The sequence below is a fragment of the Dyella sp. genome (assembly GCF_051962475.1).
Classification (GTDB): Bacteria; Pseudomonadota; Gammaproteobacteria; order Xanthomonadales; family Rhodanobacteraceae; genus Dyella_A.
Genome location: NZ_JBQCCF010000049.1, coordinates 1 through 18153 on the forward strand (window position 1 = coordinate 1; position 18153 = coordinate 18153).

17 protein-coding genes are annotated in these 18153 nt (G+C 69.8%); 10 read left to right on the top strand and 7 right to left on the bottom strand.

Annotation, left to right across the window (positions count from 1 at the left end):
* Positions 1-161: 161 nt before the first annotated feature.
* Entirely contained in the window at positions 162-1217 is a 1056-nt protein-coding gene (gene ald, locus ACTHJF_RS10875) for an alanine dehydrogenase (RefSeq protein WP_440267124.1), read from the bottom strand.
* Positions 1218-1433: 216 nt separating this feature from the next.
* On the opposite strand from ald, the gene trxB reads away from it, so the two are divergent.
* Genes trxB through aat form a run of 3 tightly spaced genes read left to right on the top strand, consistent with a single transcriptional unit; the run spans position 1434 to position 4286 of the window.
* Positions 1434-2390 carry a thioredoxin-disulfide reductase gene (gene trxB / locus ACTHJF_RS10880; RefSeq protein WP_431636862.1) on the top strand — a complete coding sequence of 319 codons (957 nt, stop codon included), beginning with the start codon at positions 1434-1436 and terminating at the stop codon, positions 2388-2390.
* A 19-nt stretch (positions 2391-2409) separates the two neighbouring features.
* Entirely contained in the window at positions 2410-3564 is a 1155-nt protein-coding gene (locus ACTHJF_RS10885) for a GNAT family N-acetyltransferase (protein ID WP_440267125.1), read from the top strand.
* The gene (gene aat, locus ACTHJF_RS10890) at positions 3561-4286 is read left to right on the top strand and encodes a leucyl/phenylalanyl-tRNA--protein transferase (RefSeq protein WP_440267126.1); all 726 of its coding nucleotides are present in this window, start codon (positions 3561-3563) and stop codon (positions 4284-4286) included. Before ACTHJF_RS10885 ends, aat begins: the two co-directional genes overlap by 4 nt.
* Position 4287: 1 nt before the next feature.
* On the opposite strand, the gene ACTHJF_RS10895 is transcribed toward aat, so the two are convergent.
* Together ACTHJF_RS10895 and ispG are read right to left on the bottom strand one after the other, a co-directional pair.
* A complete protein-coding gene (locus ACTHJF_RS10895) occupies positions 4288-5007 on the bottom strand; it encodes a class I SAM-dependent methyltransferase (protein WP_440267127.1) in 720 nt (239 codons plus the stop codon).
* Positions 4967-6226: a flavodoxin-dependent (E)-4-hydroxy-3-methylbut-2-enyl-diphosphate synthase gene (ispG, locus tag ACTHJF_RS10900; RefSeq protein WP_440267128.1), complete on the bottom strand. Its 1260-nt coding sequence runs from the start codon at positions 6224-6226 to the stop codon at positions 4967-4969. Before ispG ends, ACTHJF_RS10895 begins: the two co-directional genes overlap by 41 nt.
* Positions 6227-6390: 164 nt before the next feature.
* Between ispG and ACTHJF_RS10905 the strand changes: the two genes are divergently transcribed.
* Entirely contained in the window at positions 6391-7188 is a 798-nt protein-coding gene (locus ACTHJF_RS10905) for a GAF domain-containing protein (RefSeq protein ID WP_440267129.1), read from the top strand.
* A 36-nt stretch (positions 7189-7224) separates the two neighbouring features.
* Positions 7225-7578: a sensor histidine kinase gene (locus ACTHJF_RS10910; RefSeq protein ID WP_440267130.1), complete on the top strand. Its 354-nt coding sequence runs from the start codon at positions 7225-7227 to the stop codon at positions 7576-7578.
* Between the two features lie 3 nt (positions 7579-7581).
* On the opposite strand, the gene ACTHJF_RS10915 is transcribed toward ACTHJF_RS10910, so the two are convergent.
* Positions 7582-9528 (bottom strand): acetyl-CoA hydrolase/transferase C-terminal domain-containing protein, encoded by a 1947-nt coding sequence (locus ACTHJF_RS10915; RefSeq protein WP_440267131.1) that lies wholly within the window; start codon positions 9526-9528, stop codon positions 7582-7584.
* 52 nt (positions 9529-9580) lie between these two features.
* Here ACTHJF_RS10915 and ACTHJF_RS10920 point away from each other — a divergent pair, with 52 nt between their 5' ends.
* The 3 genes from ACTHJF_RS10920 to ACTHJF_RS10930 all read left to right on the top strand — a co-directional run bounded on the left by ACTHJF_RS10920 (position 9581) and on the right by ACTHJF_RS10930 (position 14065).
* Positions 9581-11062 (top strand): phospholipase D-like domain-containing protein, encoded by a 1482-nt coding sequence (locus ACTHJF_RS10920; protein WP_440267132.1) that lies wholly within the window; start codon positions 9581-9583, stop codon positions 11060-11062.
* 112 nt (positions 11063-11174) lie between these two features.
* On the top strand, positions 11175-12554 hold the full coding sequence (gene xseA, locus ACTHJF_RS10925) for an exodeoxyribonuclease VII large subunit (RefSeq protein ID WP_440267133.1): 1380 nt from the start codon (positions 11175-11177) through the stop codon (positions 12552-12554).
* Between the two features lie 80 nt (positions 12555-12634).
* On the top strand, positions 12635-14065 hold the full coding sequence (locus ACTHJF_RS10930) for an aldehyde dehydrogenase family protein (protein WP_440267134.1): 1431 nt from the start codon (positions 12635-12637) through the stop codon (positions 14063-14065).
* A gap of 4 nt (positions 14066-14069) precedes the next feature.
* On the opposite strand, the gene ACTHJF_RS10935 is transcribed toward ACTHJF_RS10930, so the two are convergent.
* Positions 14070-14840, bottom strand: coding sequence for a YdcF family protein (locus tag ACTHJF_RS10935; RefSeq protein ID WP_440267135.1), 771 nt, complete (start codon positions 14838-14840; stop codon positions 14070-14072).
* Positions 14841-15013: 173 nt separating this feature from the next.
* On the opposite strand from ACTHJF_RS10935, the gene ACTHJF_RS10940 reads away from it, so the two are divergent.
* On the top strand, positions 15014-15502 hold the full coding sequence (locus ACTHJF_RS10940; RefSeq protein WP_440267136.1) for a VOC family protein: 489 nt from the start codon (positions 15014-15016) through the stop codon (positions 15500-15502).
* A gap of 76 nt (positions 15503-15578) precedes the next feature.
* The gene (locus tag ACTHJF_RS10945) at positions 15579-17018 is read left to right on the top strand and encodes a phospholipase (RefSeq protein ID WP_440267137.1); all 1440 of its coding nucleotides are present in this window, start codon (positions 15579-15581) and stop codon (positions 17016-17018) included.
* A gap of 6 nt (positions 17019-17024) precedes the next feature.
* Here the strand turns inward: ACTHJF_RS10945 and ACTHJF_RS10950 are convergent, their stop codons facing one another.
* The gene (locus tag ACTHJF_RS10950) at positions 17025-17615 is read right to left on the bottom strand and encodes a BLUF domain-containing protein (protein ID WP_440267138.1); all 591 of its coding nucleotides are present in this window, start codon (positions 17613-17615) and stop codon (positions 17025-17027) included.
* 55 nt (positions 17616-17670) lie between these two features.
* On the bottom strand, positions 17671-18144 hold the full coding sequence (locus tag ACTHJF_RS10955; protein WP_440255725.1) for a DUF1456 family protein: 474 nt from the start codon (positions 18142-18144) through the stop codon (positions 17671-17673).
* Positions 18145-18153: the final 9 nt, after the last annotated feature.

The following is an 18153-nucleotide window of genomic DNA, read 5'->3' on the forward strand; positions in this document are numbered from 1 at the left end:
AGCTGCGCCGCGGACCCCAAAACAAAACGTAGGAGCCCGCTCGCGGGCGATGCTTTTGCTTTGATGTCGATTCAAAGCCAAGAGCATCGCCCGCGAGCGGGCTCCTACAGGGGGGCATCAAACGGGGAGGCAGCCCCCGCGTGCGGGCGCTGCCGGCACGCCTACTTCAGGGCCGGGTGGACCAGCTTGCCGCCGTCGACATTGATGCCGGCCTTCAGCGGAGCGAAGTCGCGCCACTCGTTGCCGCCGGCCAGGCGCTGCACGTACGGCAGGATCGCCGCGGAAATCGCCAGCGACGAGGTCTGCGGCACGGCGCCGGGCATGTTGGTGACGCAGAAGTGCGTCACACCATGCACGTCGTAGGTGGGATCCTTCCAGGTGGTCGGGCGCGAGGTCTCGAAGCAGCCGCCCTGGTCGATCGAGATGTCGACCAGCACCGAGCCCTTCTCCATGGTCTTGACCATGGCCTCGGTAACCACGCGCGGCGCCTTGGCGCTGGGGATCAGTACCGCACCGACCACGAGGTCGGCATCGCGCACTTCCTCGGCCACCGACGACTCATAGGCGTACAGCGCGGTGACGTTGGCGCCCAGCTCCATCATCTCGGCCAGGCGATCCTGGCGCTTGTCGAACACCACCACGCGGGCGCCGGCCGCTGCGGCCAGCGAGGCGGCGGCCTTGCCCGCGGCACCGCCACCGAGCACCACCACCTTGCCGCGCGAGGTCGAAGCCATGCCGCCCAGCAGCTTGCCCTTGCCGCCCTGCGGACGATGCAGCAGCGTGGTGCCGATCTGGGTGGCGATGCGGCCGGCGATCACCGACATCGGCAGCAGCAGCGGCAGGCCGCCGTTCTCTTCCACCGACTCGAACGCCACGCCGGTCAGGCCGATGTCCAGCAGGCTCTTGGTGAGCTCCGGCTCTGCGGCCAGGTGCAGGTAGCAGAACAGCAGGTGATGCTTCTTCAGCAGGGCCAGGTCGCCGGCGATAGGCTCCTTCACCTTGACGATCAACTCGCCCTTCTCATAGACCGCGGCCGCGTCGGGCACCACGGTGACGCCTTCGCGGGTGTAGGCCTCGTCGGCGAAGCCGCTCTTCTCGCCGGCGCCCGCCTGGATGAAGACCTCGTGGCCGCGGCGCACCAGATCGGCGGCGGCAGCGGGAACCAGGGCAACGCGACCTTCGAGGGTCTTGGTTTCGGAAGGAATACCGATACGCATGGGGAAGCAGTCCTGTGGGGTTCGTGGCGTCGGCGCCAAGCGGTGCCGGCGTGGGTTGGGAAAGCGCAGATGCGGAACGCTTGAATCGGGCCGGGGGGTTCCCCATCCTTGCGGACTTCGGAGCGCCTTCCCCGCCCTGACCACCGGTGCTCGACGCACCGCTGGCGACCGGGCCGAAAGCGATCAAAGCTGTTCAGCAAACCCAAGGATTATCACATGTCCGCAACGCCCAAGCACAGCCGCCTGCTGATCCTCGGCTCCGGCCCCGCCGGCTACACCGCCGCGGTGTACGCCGCCCGCGCCAACCTTAAGCCGACGCTGATCACCGGCCTGCAGCAGGGCGGCCAGCTGATGACCACCACCGAAGTGGACAACTGGCCCGGCGACGTGGAAGGCCTGCAGGGCCCCATGCTGATGCAGCGCATGGCCGAGCACGCCGAGCGCTTCCACACCGAGATGGTGTTCGACCACATCCACCAGGTGGATCTGTCCAAGCGCCCGTTCACCCTCAAGGGCGACTCCGGCGAGTACACCGCCGACGCACTGATCATCGCCACCGGCGCCACCGCCAAGTACCTGGGCATCGCCTCGGAAGAGAAGTTCAAGGGCAAGGGCGTGTCCGCCTGCGCCACCTGCGACGGCTTCTTCTTCCGCGAGCAGGACGTGGTGGTGGTCGGCGGCGGCAACACCGCGGTGGAAGAGGCGCTGTACCTCTCCAACATCGCCCGCAAGGTCTACCTGGTGCACCGTCGCGACACGCTGCGCGCGGAGAAGATCATGCAGGACAAGCTGTTCGCCAAGGCCGAGGCCGGCAAGATCGAGCTGGTGTGGAACCACACCATCGACGAAGTGCTGGGCGACGACTCCGGCGTCACCGGCGTGCGGGTGAAGGCGGTCGACGGCGAGGCCACGCGCGACATCGAAGCCACCGGCTTCTTCGTGGCGATCGGCCATACGCCGAACACCGGCATCTTCCAGGGCCAGCTGGACATGCACGACGGCTACATCAAGACCCACAGCGGGCAGAACGGCATGGCCACGATGACCTCGGTGCCGGGCGTGTTCGCCGCCGGCGACGTGGCCGACCACGTCTATCGCCAGGCGATCACTTCGGCCGGCTTCGGCTGCATGGCCGCGCTGGACGCCGAACGCTGGCTGGAGCAGCCGGAGTAACGGAAGAGCGGATCCGGCCGTGCTCGAACCCCGCTTCCATGGCGCGATCGATGCGATCGCGCCGCACGCCTGGGACAGCCTGCGGCCGAACGACAACCCGTTCGTCTCACACGCTTTCCTCGCCGCGCTGGAAGCGACCGGCTGCATCCGCAACGACTGGGGCTGGCAGGCTCATCACCTGGGCCTGTACGAAGGCGAGACCCTGCTCGCTGCCGCGCCGCTGTATCTCAAGGGCAATTCGCACGGCGAGTTCGTGTTCGACTGGAGCTGGGCCAGCGCGTGGGAGCGCGCTGGCGGCGAGTACTACCCCAAGTTGCTCAACGCCGTGCCCTACTCGCCCGTCACCGGGCCGCGGCTGCTGGCCGGCCGTGGCCGGCATGCCGCGGCGTTGCGACAAGCACTGGTGACGGCGATGCGCGGCGAGGTCGATCGGCTGGGCCTGTCGTCGCTGCACGCGAACTTCCTGCTCGCCGACGAGCTGCTCGCCTTTGACGACCACTGGCTGACGCGCACCGACGTGCAGTTTCACTGGCACAACCGCGGCTACGCCGATTTCGACGCCTTCCTCGCCGCGCTCAATCACAAGAAGCGCAAAAACATCCGCCACGAGCGCGCGCAGGTAGCGCGCAGCGGCTTGCAGATCGAGATGCGCGGCGGCGCCAGCCTGAGCCGAGACGAGTGGCGCCGGGTGCACGCGCTGTACGAAAGCACGTTCGACGCCAAGGGCAACCATGCCGCCCTCACCCGCGCGTTTTTCCTGTCGCTCGGCGACACGCTGGGCGATGCCGTGCAGCTGGTGCTGGCGCGCGACGGCGAAACGATCGTGGCGATGGCGCTGCTGATCCAGAGCGCGGACACGCTGTACGGGCGCTACTGGGGCGCCAGCGTGGAGGTGCCGGGGCTGCACTTCGAGCTTTGCTACTACCGCGGCATCGAGCACGCGATCGCGCGCGGCCTGCAGCGTTTCGAACCCGGCGCGCAGGGCGAGCACAAGCTGGCCCGCGGTTTCCTGCCGGTGCATACGCACTCGCGCCATTACCTGGCGCACCCGCAGTTCCGCCGCGCGGTGCGCGATGCGCTGGTGCACGAGACCGATTCGGTACAGGCCTACGCGCAGGAACTGACGGCGCACAGCCCCTACGCGCAAGGCCGCGCGACGGACGACGCGGCATGATCCGCCTGCCGCTGCTCGATCACTGGCCGGCGGAGCGCTTTCCCGATCCCGCCGAGGCCTTGAGCGAACCATCCGGCCTGCTCGCCTTCGGCGGCGACCTGTCGGTAGAGCGCCTGCGCGCGGCCTACGCGCAAGGCATCTTTCCCTGGTTCAACGAAGGCGAGCCGATTCTGTGGTGGTCGCCCGACCCACGCTGCGTATTCCCGACCGCCGCCCTGTGCCGGCCGAACCGATCACTGCGCCGCCTGCTCGCGCGCTGCGACTGGCACGTGACGGTGAATCGCGATTTCCTCGGCGTGATGCACGCCTGCGCCGCGCCGCGCGACGGCCAGCCCGGCACCTGGATCAGCGCCGAGATGGTGGATGCCTACGCCGCAATGCGCGCCGGCGGCCACGCGCACAGCGTGGAGGTGTGGCACGGCGATCGCCTGGTCGGCGGCATCTACGGCGTGATGTCCGGGCGCCTGTTCAGTGGGGAATCGATGTTCAGCCGCGAGAGCGGCGGCTCCAAGGTCGCGCTGCTGGCGCTGGCGCGCCTGCTGCACGATTGGCAGTGCCCGCTGCTCGACGCACAGGTATCCAATCCGCATCTGCTGTCGCTGGGCGCGCAGGAAATACCGCGCACCACCTTTTTGGCGGCGCTGCACACGCTGGCGGCGCAACCGCTGGATCCTTGGCTATGGCGCCATGTTCCGCCAGTGGCCGCCCGATACCTCGCCTGAGTCAGCGCGGCACCAGTTCGAAGATGAGCGACGCCGGCCGGCCGCTGTGCGGGTGCAGCGGCTCGCGCATCGACACCAGCACCAGCCCGGCGGCGCCGAAGCTGCGCATCCAGCCGGCGAACGTACGGAAGTACCAGGGTGCTGCTTCGCCGAAGCCCTCGCCGCAGCCGACCCACGAGCCCTCACGCCAGCCGTCGCAATAGTCCGCCTCGCCGCAGGCGCTCCACGGATGCAGCGTCTGGATCAGCAGCGCGCCACCGGGCGTCAGCAGCGGAGGTATCGCTGCCAGCAAGCGGTCGACGGACGCCTCGCCCAGCAGCGAGAAATTGCACACCACGACATCGGCGCGCTCGTCGAGCGAGCCTGCCGCGATGGCCGCGTAATCCATGGTGATGAAGCGCCCGCCGCCGGCAGCGCGGGCGGTATCGACCAGCGCCGGCACCGCATCGACGCCAAGGCCGTCGATGCCGTGTGCAGCCAGCGCGCGCAGCAGCCAGCCCTCACCGCAGCCCAGGTCGATCGCCCGCTGCGGTTGCCGCGCGGCCACCGCTTCGACGATCGCCGCATCGGTCACCAGCTGCCGGCTGGCGATCGCCTGCTCGCGCACCGCCCGCGTCCACGGCGCCGCATGGCCGTGCCAGACGCGCAGGATTGCCGCTTCCGGATCGCCGGCCATCGCCTCAGCTGGCGCGGGCGGCGTAATGGGTTTCGACGTACTCATCGAGGATGCCGATGAACTCGCGGGCGATGTTGTCGCCGCGCAGGGTCATCGCCTTCTCGCCGTCGATGAACACCGGCGCCGCCGGTGCCTCACCGTTGCCCGGCAAGGAGATGCCGAGGTTGGCGTGCTTGGATTCGCCCGGCCCGTTCACCACGCAGCCCATCACCGCCAGGGTGAGGTTCTCCACGCCGTCGTACTTCACCCGCCACAGCGGCATCTGCTCGCGCACGTGTTCCTGCACCACCTTGGCCAGCTCCTGGAAGAACTCGCTGGTGGTGCGGCCGCAGCCCGGGCAGGCGGTGACCAGCGGTGTGAAGGCGCGCAGGCCCATGGTCTGCAGCAGCTCCTGCGCCACGATCACCTCGCCGGTACGCGAGGCGCCCGGCTCCGGCGTGAGCGAGATGCGGATGGTGTCGCCGATGCCTTCCTGCAGCAGCACGGCGAGTGCAGCGGCCGAAGCGGTAATGCCCTTCGATCCCATGCCGGCTTCGGTGAGACCCAGGTGCAGCGCGTAGTTGCCGCGCGCGGCGAGATCGCGATACACGGCGATCAGCTCCTGCACGCCCGATACCTTGGCCGAGAGGATGATGCGCTCGCGCGGCAGGCCGATCCTCTCGGCCAGCGCGGCCGAATCCAGCGCCGAGCGGATCAGCGCCTCGCGCGCCACGTGGGAGGCGTCCCAGGGCTGCGCGCGCTGCGCGTTCTCGTCCATCAGCATGGCGACCATGGACTGGTCCAGCGAGCCCCAGTTGGCGCCGATGCGCACCGGCTTGCCGTACTCGATGGCCTTCTCGATGATCGCGCCGAACTGCGCGTCCTTCTTCTTGCCGAAGCCGACGTTGCCGGGGTTGATGCGGTACTTCGCCAGCGCCTCGGCGCAGGCCGGCTCGGCTTCAAGCAACTGGTGACCGTTGTAGTGGAAGTCGCCGATGATCGGCACCTCCACACCCATCATCGCCAGGCGGTCGCGGATATGCGGCACGGCCGTGGCCGCGGCCGGCGTGTTCACCGTGATGCGCACCAGCTCAGAGCCGGCGCGGGCCAGTTCGGCGATCTGCTTCGCCGTGCTGGCCGCATCCTCGGTGTCGGTGTTGGTCATCGACTGCACCACGATGGGTGCGCCGCCGCCGACGGTCACCTTGCCGATCTGCACGCCCACGCTGGGGCGGCGCGGTTCGGCTTCGGCGGGACGCGGGGCGGGTCGGGAAAGTTCGCTCATGGGGCTCGGAGGTGCGCTTGCCGCGAGGGTTGGCGGCGAAACGCCAAGGATAACCGAAGGCCCCTGCCCCCACCTCGCTGCGGCGATTCGTAAATGCTGCGTCACGCGTCACCCGCAGACGCTCACGTCACGCACGCATCACCGGCGATAGCGTTGGCCCTGTCATGACCCAGTCATCCTCCCCCACTGCCCCGGCCGCTGGGCGGCTAGCCGATGCACCGCGCGTCGAAGGACTCGACCGCTCCGGACACGACGCCACACCGCGAACCGACTTCGACGACGCCGCCATGATCGCGGCAGGCCTGTGCCAGACCCCGGCGGCCCTGATCGGCCTGGTCGAGGATGAACGCCAGCGCTGCATCGGTCGTTGGGGAATGCGCGCAGACCGCGTACCGGACAGCAAGACATTCTTCGACTACGCCGCACGGCAGCAAGACGCGCTGATCGTGGCCGATGCTCAGCGCGATCCGCGCTTCGCCGGCAGCCGCCTGAGCGCGGCCCACCCGCCGCTGCGCTACTGCGCCGGCGTTCCGCTGCGCGCTTCTGACGGCACCGCGCTCGGCGCCCTGTGCGTGTTCGATCACTATCCCCGCCAGCTGCATGCCGACCAGCTGGACCGCCTGCGAGCGCTGGCCCGGCAAGTGAGCAGCCAGCTCGAACTGGACCATACGCTGGCCCTGATGCGCACCTCCAGCGAGTACCGCGGCCGCCTCATGGCGATCGCCGGCCACGATCTGCGCACGCCGCTGCGAGCGGCGGTCTACGCGCTCGAAAAGCTGCGCCGCGGCGAGGTCGCCGATCCGGCGCAACTGGTGCATACGGCCCAGGCGGCGATGATCGAAGTCGGCAACCAGCTCGACGACCTCGCTGCGCTGGCCGGCAGCCAGGGCGCGGTGGCCCTGCCAACCCTCAGCGACCTGCCGCTGGCCGAGGTGCTGCATCCGGTGGCGCTGCGCTGGTAGCGCCAGGCCGAAGCGAAGGGGCTGCGACTGCGCACCGTGGCCAGCTCACTGGTGGTGCACAGCCACCGCGCGCTGCTGTCGGCGCTGGTCGGCAACCTGGTGGGCAATGCGGTGAAGTACACCCCGCACGGCTCGGTGCTGCTCGGCGTGCGTCGGCGCGCGCAGCACGCCGTGATCACGGTGGCCGACACCGGCATCGGCATGGACCCGGCCCAGGCGGAGCGGATGTTCGGCGCCTTTCAGCAGGCCGACCCGCGCAATGACGGACTCGGGCTGGGACTGTGGATCGTGCAGCGTACGGCCGAGACCCTGGGCGCGCCGGTGCAGGTGCGTTCGCTTCCCGGGCGCGGCAGTTGCCTCACCGTCTCCGTACCCCTGGCCGGCACCTGACGCTCAGTTTCCAGCGTGGCGAAGCGCGGCCTGCAGCAGGCGCCGCTGCAGGCGATCGGCCAGCGATACGGGATGCTCCAGGTCCATGCGCGCCAGCGCCTCACGTTCGTTGGCACGGGCTTCGCCAGGCCGGGCGATGGCCCGCAACAAGCGCCACTTGCCACGCCAGGTGCGGCTGTTGGTCTTGAGCCAGCCCAGTGCCGGCAGCAGCCGCTGTTCGACTTCGGTGAAGTCGCTACCGAACGGAAACGTCGGCATCAGACCGCGCTTGCGCAAGGGCGCCAGCGCTTCGGCCAGGCGTTCCGGACGGTGCTGGCGCCAGGCCTCGGGCACCACGAAATCGGCGCGCAGCTTGCCGTGCGATTTCGCCTCCGCGGCCAGCGCATCGACGAAGCGCGCGTCGCAGATCGACAGCATCGCCTCCACGCATTCCTCGTCGGTCTTGCCGCGCAGATCGGCCACACCGTACTCGGTGATGAACAGGTCGCGCAGGTGGCGCGGGATGGTGGTGGCTCCGTAGTTGAAGCGGATGTTGGTCTCGGTGCCGTGCGCCCCTTCCCGGGTGGCCCGCAGCAGCAGCGCGGAACGCCCATCCGGCAGCTCGTGCGCCATCGCCACGAAGTTGTACTGGCCACCCACGCCGCTCACCACGTGGCCGTCTTCCAGGCCGTCGGAGACCGCCGCGCCGGTGAGCGTGGCCATCATGCAGGTGTTGAAGAAGCGCGCGCCGCGGCGCTGCAGGCTGGCCAGCACCTGGTGATCGCCATAGAGCTGGTTGACGTTGGAGACGCGGCACATGTCGATCGCGTCCGGATCCGCTGCCTCGGTCTCGTGCAGCCAGCGGTACAGCTCGCGCGAGCCGAGGAAGAAGGCGCCGCGCAGGTAGTGCCCGCCCGGCACATCGGCCGGTAACCGACCGATCGCCGCGGCGCGCTCCAGCGCCAGGTTGTCCCACGCGCGGCGCCTGAGGATGCCGCCGCGCTGCAGGTGCATGAAGCCGTCCATCACCATTTCGCTGGCGCCGTAGAGGCCGCGCTGGAACGGCTCCATCCCGCCCAGCGATAGCGCCAGCGTGTGGGTGACGTAGCCGGTGTCCAGCGCCTCCAGCGCGGCGCGCCAGGCGAGGTTCTCGCGCTGGCGCAGCAACAGGGCGTGCACCAGCGCGTCGGACAGCGCGCCGATGCCGATCTGCAGGCAGCCGCCGTCCTTCACCAGAGCGCTGGCGTGCAGGCCCAACGCGTATTCGGCGGTCACCACCGGCTGCCGCGGCAGCGCGAACAGCGGCGGCGAGTGCTCGGGCGCCAGCTCGATGTCGAAGTAATCCTGCGGCACCTCGGCGTTGCCGGACAGGTACGGCAGCTCCGGATGCACCACCGCCACGCACAGCGGCCGCGGCCGGCCCGACGCCACCACGCGATCGAGGAAATCCAGCGTGAGATCGGGATTGCTGGACAGGCTGTAGCGCACGCCCTCGGCGGTCTCGCGCCTTGCCACCAGCTGCACCAGCAGGTTGATGTCCTGCACGGCCAGATCGCGTGCCACGTGGGTGTAGTTCTGGCTGATGTAGCTGCGCTGGGCGCTGCCCGAGTGCAGCATCACGCCGGACTGCATGTAGAACTCGTGCACCGCCACGTTCGGCGCAAGCGCATCGCGCGCCTGATCGAGCGCGTACTGCGGGTCGACCGCATCCTCGCCGAAATGGCGCGCCAGGAACGGCCCCAGGAAGCGCGCTTCCAGCCCGGGCTTCGGGGTTGGCCGGGTCAGGGACAGCGCGGTGTACAGGGTGAGCGAGCGCGCCGGCTGGGCAGCGATCAACGCGTAGATGGCGTTGAGCAGGTCGTGCGGCTTGCCCAGGCCCAGCGGGGCGGCCACGCGCAGGTCCGGACCGAGCCGGTCGGCGATGACTTGCGCGCAGGCGTTCGTGTCCGTGTATCGCTGCTGGAGTGGCATGGCCGGATCATGCCAGAAGCGTCTTTCACGACGCATGCCCTAGACTCGCCCGATGGCTTCATCTCCCCTGGATACCTCCCGCCCGGATCGCTTCATCGCTGCCCAGGCGCTCAGCCGCGCCGCCGGCGCGCCCCTGCTCACCGGCAACGCGGTGGAATTGCTGATCGACGCGGCCGTGCACTACCAGCGCTGGCTGGCAGCGATCCGCCACGCGCGCAAGCGGGTGCTGCTGGAGAACTACATCATCCGCGACGACAGCGTGGGCCGCGCGTTTCGCGACGCGCTCGTTGAGCGCGCGCTCGCCGGCGTGTTCGTGGCGGTGGTGTGCGACTGGGTCGGTTGCCTGGGGCAATCCGGCGCGGCGTTCTGGAAACCCTTGCGCGAGGCCGGCGGCCAGGTCCGCGTGTTCAACCGCCCGCAGCTCGGCCGGCCGTTCGGCTGGATCAGCCGCGACCACCGCAAGGTGCTGGTGGTCGACGGTGAACTCGGCTTTCTGTCCGGCGTGTGCATCAGCGAGAAGTGGCTCGGCGACCCGTCGCGCGGCGTCGCACCCTGGCGCGATACCGGCGTGGCGCTGCGTGGGCCCGCGGTAGCCGAAGTGGAAGCTGCCTTCGCCCGCAGTTGGGCCGGCACCGGCGCACCGCTGCCGCGCTGGCCCGCCGAGGCCTTGCATGAGCCGCCGGGCCAGGTGTCGCTGCGGGTGATCGCCACCGAGCCGTCCACCGCCGGGCTGTACCGGCTCGATCAGCAGATTGCCGCCATGGCGCGCAAGACGCTGTGGCTGACCGATGCGTATTTCGTGGGCGTGGCGCCGTACGTGCAGGCGCTGGCAGCCGCCGCGCGCGACGGGGTGGACGTGCGCCTGCTGGTGCCCGGCAGCAGCGATATTCCGATGGTGGCTGGCCTGTCGCGCTCCGGCTACCGCCCGCTGCTCAAGGCCGGCGTGCGCGTGTTCGAGTGGAACGGCTCGATGATCCACGCCAAGACGGCCGTCGCCGACGGCATCTGGGCACGCGTGGGCTCATCCAATCTCAATGTGGCCAGCTGGCTGGGCAACCGCGAGATCGACGTGGCAGTGGAAGACCAGGGCTTCGCGCAGCAGCTCGCCGAGCAATACGAAACCGACCTGGGCAACGCCACCGAGATCGTGCTGGCGCCACGGCGGCGATTGCGCGGCGAGCGCGTGCAGCGCTCGGGCGAGGATCCGGCCGCGCAGCTGCGCCGTGCGGCGCGGCGGCCGCGCGGCGGCAACGGCAGCTCCGGCCGGGCCGCGGCCAGCGCCCTGCGCCTGGCCAACTCGGTGGGCGCCGTGCTCACCGACCGGCGCGTGCTGGGCGATACCGACATCAGCCCGCTGGTGATCGGCACGGTGGCGCTGACCGTGCTGGCGGTGGTGGCCGCGCTGTGGCCGGCGATCATCGCCTGGCCGCTGGCGCTGCTGTCGGCCTGGTTCGCGCTCAATCTGGCGGTGCGCGCATGGCGCACGCGGCAGGCGCGGCAGCGCCGCCGGCAGGACGACGACGACGCAAACTGAGCTGCATTTACCGATACTAATCATCTATTTACGCAACCTGCGTGAGAAGTCGCACGCAGGTCGCAGCGCAAGCGCATGTTGCGCGTCACCTTCGTGCTAACCTCGCGCGCTCATGTCTGCCTTCGATCCCTTCTCCGGACGTGGCCCGGCGTCCGACGATGACGCCGCTGCACCGCGCCGCATCCTCACCCCCAGCACGTTGAACCGGCTGGTGCGCGGCCTGCTGGAAGACGCGCTGCCGATGGTGTGGATCGAGGGCGAGCTCTCGAACGTGGCGCGCCCCGCCTCCGGCCACCTGTATTTCACGCTGAAGGACGCCGGCGCCCAGGTGCGCTGCGCCATGTTCAAGATGAAAAGCAGCCGGCTCACCTTCAAGCCGGTGGACGGCATGCAGGTGCTGGTGCGGGCCAAGGTGGGGTTGTACGAGCCGCGCGGCGAATTTCAGCTGGTCGCCGAATCGATGGAGCCAGCCGGCGAAGGCGCCCTGCGCCGCGCGTTCGACGCGCTCAAGGCCAAGCTCGACGCCGAAGGCCTGTTCGATCCCGCGCGCAAGCGTCCGCTGCCCCGCTACATCCGCCGCCTCGGCGTGATCACTTCGGCCACCGGCGCGGCAATTCGCGACGTGCTCAGCGTGCTCGGCCGACGCTGGCCGCTGCTCGAAGTGGACGTGCTGCCCGTGCCCGTGCAGGGCAAGGAAGCGCCACCAGCGATCGTCGCCATGCTGCGCAAAGCCTCGGCCAGCGGCCGCTACGACGCTCTGCTGCTGACCCGCGGCGGCGGCTCGCTGGAAGACCTGTGGGCGTTCAACGACGAGGCCGTCGCCCGCGCCGTGCATGCCAGCGCGGTGCCGGTGGTGTGCGCGGTCGGGCACGAGGTGGATTTCAGCATCGCCGACTTCGTCGCCGATCTGCGCGCGCCCACGCCCTCGGCCGCGGCCGAGCTGCTGGTGCCCGATGCGGCGCACCTGTCGCGCCAACTCAAGTTGTTGAGTCAGCGCATCGCCACCGTGCAGCAGCGCCGGCAGCACACGCTGGCACAGCGGGCGGATCACCTGCTGGCCCGACTCAACGCGCAGCGTCCGCAGGCGCGACTGGCGCGCGATCGCGAGCGGCTGGTGAACCTGCATCGCCGCCTGCTCGCCGCCGGCGCGGTCGGTCAGCAGCGGCGCGACCGCCGGCTGGAGCAACTGCACGGCCGCCTGCTCGCCCAGCATCCGCGCCATCGACTCGCCCTGCTCGCGCGCCGACTGGCCGAACTCGATCCGCGCCTGCGCCGCGCCTTCGCGCGCATGCTGGAACGCAAGCGACTCACGCTGGGCCAGACCGCCCGTGCGCTGCACGCGGTGAGCCCGCTGGCCACGCTCGATCGCGGCTACGCGATCGTGTTCGATGCGCACGGCAAGGTGCTGCGTTCCACCACCGAGGTGAACGATGGCGACGCGCTGCGCATCCGCCTCGCCGACGGCGAGCTGCCGGCCCGCGCGGGCGACTGATCGCCGCCGTCCACGCGCGCACCACGCCCGCCGCCCGACACTGCCCGAATCACTATCACCGGTCGCTTCCGGGAGTTGCCATGCTTGCCAAGACCTACCCCTACTACCTGGCCAATCGCCCGCAGTCCTCGAAGACGATGCTGGACGTGCGCGACAAGTACAGCGGCAAGGTCGCCACCCGCGTGGCGGTGCCCGATGCCCGCGCCACCGAGAAGGCCATCGCCGCGGCCGTGCAGGCGGCGCCGGCGATGCGCGCGTTCAAGCCGTGGCAGCGCCAGGCAGTGCTGCAGCACTGCGCGACACGCTTCGAAGCACGCAGGGACGAACTGGCCCGCGCGCTGTGCATCGAGGCCGGCAAGCCGATCAAGGATGCCGCCGGCGAAGTGACCCGCCTGATCGAAACCTTCCAGATCGCCGCCGAGGAAGCCGTGCGCATCAACGGCGAGACGATCAACCTGGAACTGGCCGGCCGCCTGGACGGCTATCGCGGCTACACCCGCCGCGTGCCGCTGGGGCCGGTGAGCTTCATCACTCCGTTCAACTTCCCGCTCAACCTGGTGGCGCACAAGGTCGCCCCGGCGATCGCGGCGGGTTGCCCGTTTGTGCTCAAGCCGTCGGAGAAGACGCCGATCGGCGCGCTGATCATCGGCGAGGTGCTGGCCGAGACCGATCTGCCGAAGGGCGCGTTCTCGATCCTGCCGCTGGACGGCGCCCACGCCACGCCCCTGGTCGAGGACGAGCGCCTCAAGCTGCTTTCCTTCACCGGCGGCCAGATCGGCTGGGAGCTCAAGGCCCGCGCCGGACGCAAGAAGGTCACGCTGGAACTGGGCGGCAACGCCGCCTGCATCGTCGACGCCGACCAGGGCGACAAGCTTGATCACGTGGTCGAGCGGCTGGTGTTCGGCGCGTTCTACCAGTCCGGCCAGAGCTGCATCAGCGTGCAGCGCATCTACGCCCACGTGGACGTCTACGACGCGCTCAAGCGCAAGCTGGTCGCCGCGGTGAAAAAGCTCAAGGCCGGTGACCCGAAGAAGAAGGACGTGTTCCTCGGCCCGATGATCGACGAGGCCGCCGCCGAGCGCCTGCAGGGCTGGATAGCCGAGGCCCGCCAGGCCGGCGCCAAGCTGCTGTGCGGCGGCAAGCGCGAGGGCGCCATGCTCGAGGCCACGCTGATGGAAGACGTGCCGCGCGAGGCGAAGGTCAACCGCATGGAAGCCTTCGGTCCGTTCGCCCTGCTCGCCCCGTTCCGCACGTTCGAGGAGGCGGCGGCGCGGGTCAACGATTCGAACTTCGGCTTGCAGGCCGGCATCTTCACCAACCGGCTCGACCACGCCATGCGCGCGTGGGACGAGCTGGAGCAAGGCGGCGTGGTGGTGAACGACGTGCCCAGCTTCCGCGTCGACAACATGCCCTACGGCGGCGTGAAGCTCTCCGGCCTGGGCCGTGAGGGCGTGCGCTACGCCATCGAGGACATGACCGAGGTGCGGCTGATGGTGATGCGCGAGGGCTGAGCGCTCAGCGCTTGGCGGGAATCAGCGGCGCCGTGATCGGCGGCACGTTCTTGCCCAGCGCGTTGTAGACGCGGTAGCGCACCAGCCCGATGTACTCGTGTAGCGCCGCGTCGAACAACGCCGCGTTCCACGCCTGCGGCAGCCACGAGGGCACTGCGCGCACCAGGTCGCCGCGCACCGGCTCCGGCCGGATGCCGAAATGCGCGAAGTACAGCAGGCTGCGCCGCAGATGCAGGCCCGAACTCACCAGCAGCACCCGCTGTGGTTGGTAGGCCAGCAGCAGCGGGCGGCTGAACTGCGCGTTCTGCCAGGTGCTGAGGCTGCGCTGCTCCAGGATCAGGTCGGACGCGGGCACGCCCAGTGCCAGCAGCAGATCGCCGTACACCGCCGCCTCGCTGTGCCCGTTGTGCAGCGGATCGCCGCCGCTGGCCAGCACCTTGCAGTCGCCTCCGGCGGCATGGCACTGGCGATACAGCGCTGCGGCGCGGGCGATGCGGCCGTAGCCGTACAGTGGCGGCTCGGCCTGCCCGGCCGCGTTGCGAACGGTGCCGGCGCCCAGCAGCAGGATCACGTTGCGCTGCGCCCACGGCGCGGGCGGCTGCATGGTGTAACCGGCCTGCAGCCGGTCGAGCATCCAGCCGGTCAGCGGGCCATCGCCCACCGCGACCACACCGGCCAGGATCAGCACCAGCACCGCGGCGCTGCTGCGTCGCCAGCCCAGCCAGGCCAGGCCACCCGCCAGCAACACCAGGACCCCCAGCACGGTCAGACTCATCGTCGCCTCCAGCAAAACGCGAAGACTAGGCGGCTGGCCCGCGGAAGCCAAGGCGACGGCGCCATGCACCGGCGCAGCGTTCGCAACGGGAAACGCAGCGAGCACCGAATCGCCTCTGGAAACCCCGCACGCCGTGACCACTTATCGGCCATGTCGATGAGAGGTGGCGTGTCGTGACCCAACGTGTCGTGACCCAACGTGGATGGCTCGGACGGATGTTGTGGCTGGCGCTGCTGCTGGCTTTCGGCGTGCCGACGGCGGCGTTCGGCCAGGGCGCCAGCGACTACGCCCGCATCGCCGCCCCCGACGTGGCGCAGGCCTCGGGCTTCCTCACGCAGGTGATGGGCTGCGATGCACTGGACATGTCGGCCGATCGCGCACTGCTGGAGTGCAGCCAGGGCGCGATTGTCGAGATCGTGCAGGGCGACTCGCCAGCGGCCGGCCGCCCGGCATTGCAACTGCGCATCGAGAACGTCGACGCCGCGCTGGGCTGGCTGCAGCACCAGCATGTGGCGGTGATCGGCGACCACGCCGCCGGCACCCGCGGCGACGGCGGCCTTGTGCGCATCGACGTGCAGGCCCCGTGGGGCCAGACGCTGGAACTGGTCGGCCACGGCACGCCCGATCCCGCCGCGCCCGGCACCCGTCTGGCCGCCGACTGAGTCGTCACACCGTCGCCCATCGGGCGGCGTAGCATCGGCCGGGCACCCGCACGGGTGCAGGACACGGAGCGGCCCGATGAGCACCCTCGTCTTCGTCCACGGCTGGAGCGTCACCAGCACCGCCACCTACGGCCAGATGCCGCAGCGCCTGCAGCAACAGGCTGCCACGCTGGGCCTGCCGCTGACCCTGCGCGACCTCTGGCTCAGCGAGTACGTGAGCTTCGACGACGCGGTGACCATGGACGACCTGGTCCGCGCCTTCGACCACGCTCTGCGCGACCTGCACCTGCTCGAACCCTCCTTCGCCTGCATCACCCACTCCACCGGCGGGCCGGTGGTGCGCGAGTGGCTGCGCGCCCAACGCGACAAGCCCGGGCGTTACAGCACGATCCGCCTCACCCATCTGGTGATGCTCGCACCGGCCAATTTCGGCTCGGCGCTGGCGCAACTCGGCAAGGGCGTGATCGGGCGGCTGAAAGCCTGGTTCGACGGCGTGGAACCGGGCCAGCGCATCCTGGACTGGCTGGAGCTGGGCAGCGCGGCCTCGATCTCGCTCAACCTGGATCGCATCCACGGCGGCGACCCGGTGACAAGCGGCCAGTTTCCGTTCGTGCTGATCGGCGACCGCCCCGACCGCTCGCTCTACGACCATCTCAACAGCTACACCGGCGAAGACGGCTCCGATGGCGTGGTGCGCCTGGCCGCCGCCAACCTCAACGCGCAGCACGCCGTGCTCAGCACCCAGGACAGCCGCGGCAGCGGCATCGACGCGCTCTCGCTCTATCTCACCCGCGGCCCGCGCTGCGCGTTCAAGCTGATCCCGGGCGCGGCGCACTCGGGTACCTCCCAGGGCATCCTGGCCAGTGCACAGCCGGCCACTATCGACGCCATCCTGCGCTGCCTCACCGTGCGCAGCGCCGCCGACTACGCCCGCCTGTGCGATGCCTTCGATGGCGAAAACGCCACGCGCGATGCCGACAAGGTGGAACTGGAACCGGCCGGCCCGTTCGCGCCGCGCGTGCACATCCACGATCCGCGCAGCCTGCTCATCGTGCGCCTCACCGACGAAGCGGGCGAGCCGCTGAAAGACGCCGGCCTCCTGCTCACCGCCGGCTTGCCGCCGAGCGCCGATCTGCTGCCACCCGGGTTTCTGATCGACCGCCAGGCCAACTCGCACCAGCGCAGCAGCGTGTCGCTATTCCTCAACTACAGTCTGCTGGCCGGCGACGCCCGCGTGGCCGACCCACGCAATCCGCGCAAGACGCTGCGCCCCGCCGTGCTGCCGCATCGCCCCTACGGCGCCCGCGTGCAGCCGGCCGATCTCGCCGGCCTGGTGCACCACGCACTGGCTGCCAGCGCCATCACCGACGACCTGCTCACCGCGCTCGGCCCCCACCAGAGCACCGTGCTCGACGTGGTGCTGCCACGCAAGGTTCTCGAAGGCGTGTTCCGCCTCACCCAGAACCTGACGCCGGAGGATTTTCGCCATCCGGTGCCGGGCAACCTGGTGGGCTGAGCGCACTCAGCGCAGCAGCAGCGCGACCACCGCGACCGCGGCGACCGCCAGCGCTACCCACGCCAACCGCGTGCCCAGGCTGCGGCGGCGAACCGCGGGCTGCAGCGCGGGCACCGGCTTGCCGGGGCGTGCGCCCGTGGTGGCGGGCATCGGGTTGAGATCATCCCCGTCGCTGCGACGGTGCAGCAGGGTCACCATGGCTTCGAGCAGCTCGTCGTCGAAGCGGTACGGATCGAAGCGGTCCTTGCCGTGCAGCGCCAGCAGCGTCTGCACGTCGGTGGCGGCCGGCACGTACTTCATCGACCAGCCGGCGAACGAGGTGGCGCCGATGAACTGTCGCCGCAGCACGGTGAGGTCGCGGTGGCGCGGATCTTTCATCAGCTGCTGATAGAGCGTGTCGATCTCACCGGGCGGGCCTTCCAGACACTGGAAGAAGCAGCCGTCGCCGTAGTACAGCGCGCCCACCAGGCCGCGGCGCGGATTGTTGCGCCGTGACTGCATGAGGATGCGCGCTACCTCCGGCTCCACGCCGCCACCGTTGTCGGTGGGCTGGAACGTGGCGCGGCTGGCGTAGACCAGTTGCTGGATGTCGGACATGGAGGGCGCCCCTTCAATGGACGCGGGATCTTCGCACAGCGTCCGCCGCGCCGGTTCAGCCTGCGCCACGCAGTCGCAGGGTCAGGCCCTTGAGGAAGTTGCGCAGCAGTTGGTCGCCGCATTCGCGATAGTTCTTGTGCTCGGGCTGGCGGAACAGTGCGCTCAGTTCCGGCTTGGACACCGGCATGCCGGCCTCGGCGAAGATCGCGTGCATGTCCACGTCCTTCAGCTCGAACGCCACGCGCAGCTTCTTCAGCACGATGTTGTTGGTGATGCGCTTCTCCGGCGGGCGCGGCGGACGGCTCTCGTCGCGGCCGCGGCGGAAGATCACCAGCCCGTCGAGAAAACGCGCCAGCATGGTGTTGCTGCAGGTCTGGTAACCCGGATCGTCCTCGCGCAGCAGCATCGCTTGCACGTCTTCCTTCTCCAGCAGGTAGGCCGGGTCGGCCAGCTTGACGATCTCCACCACCTTGGCGTCGCCGAGGTCGAGCATGTAGCGGATGGCGCGCAGGGTGTCGTTGTGCAGCATGGCGGCGGT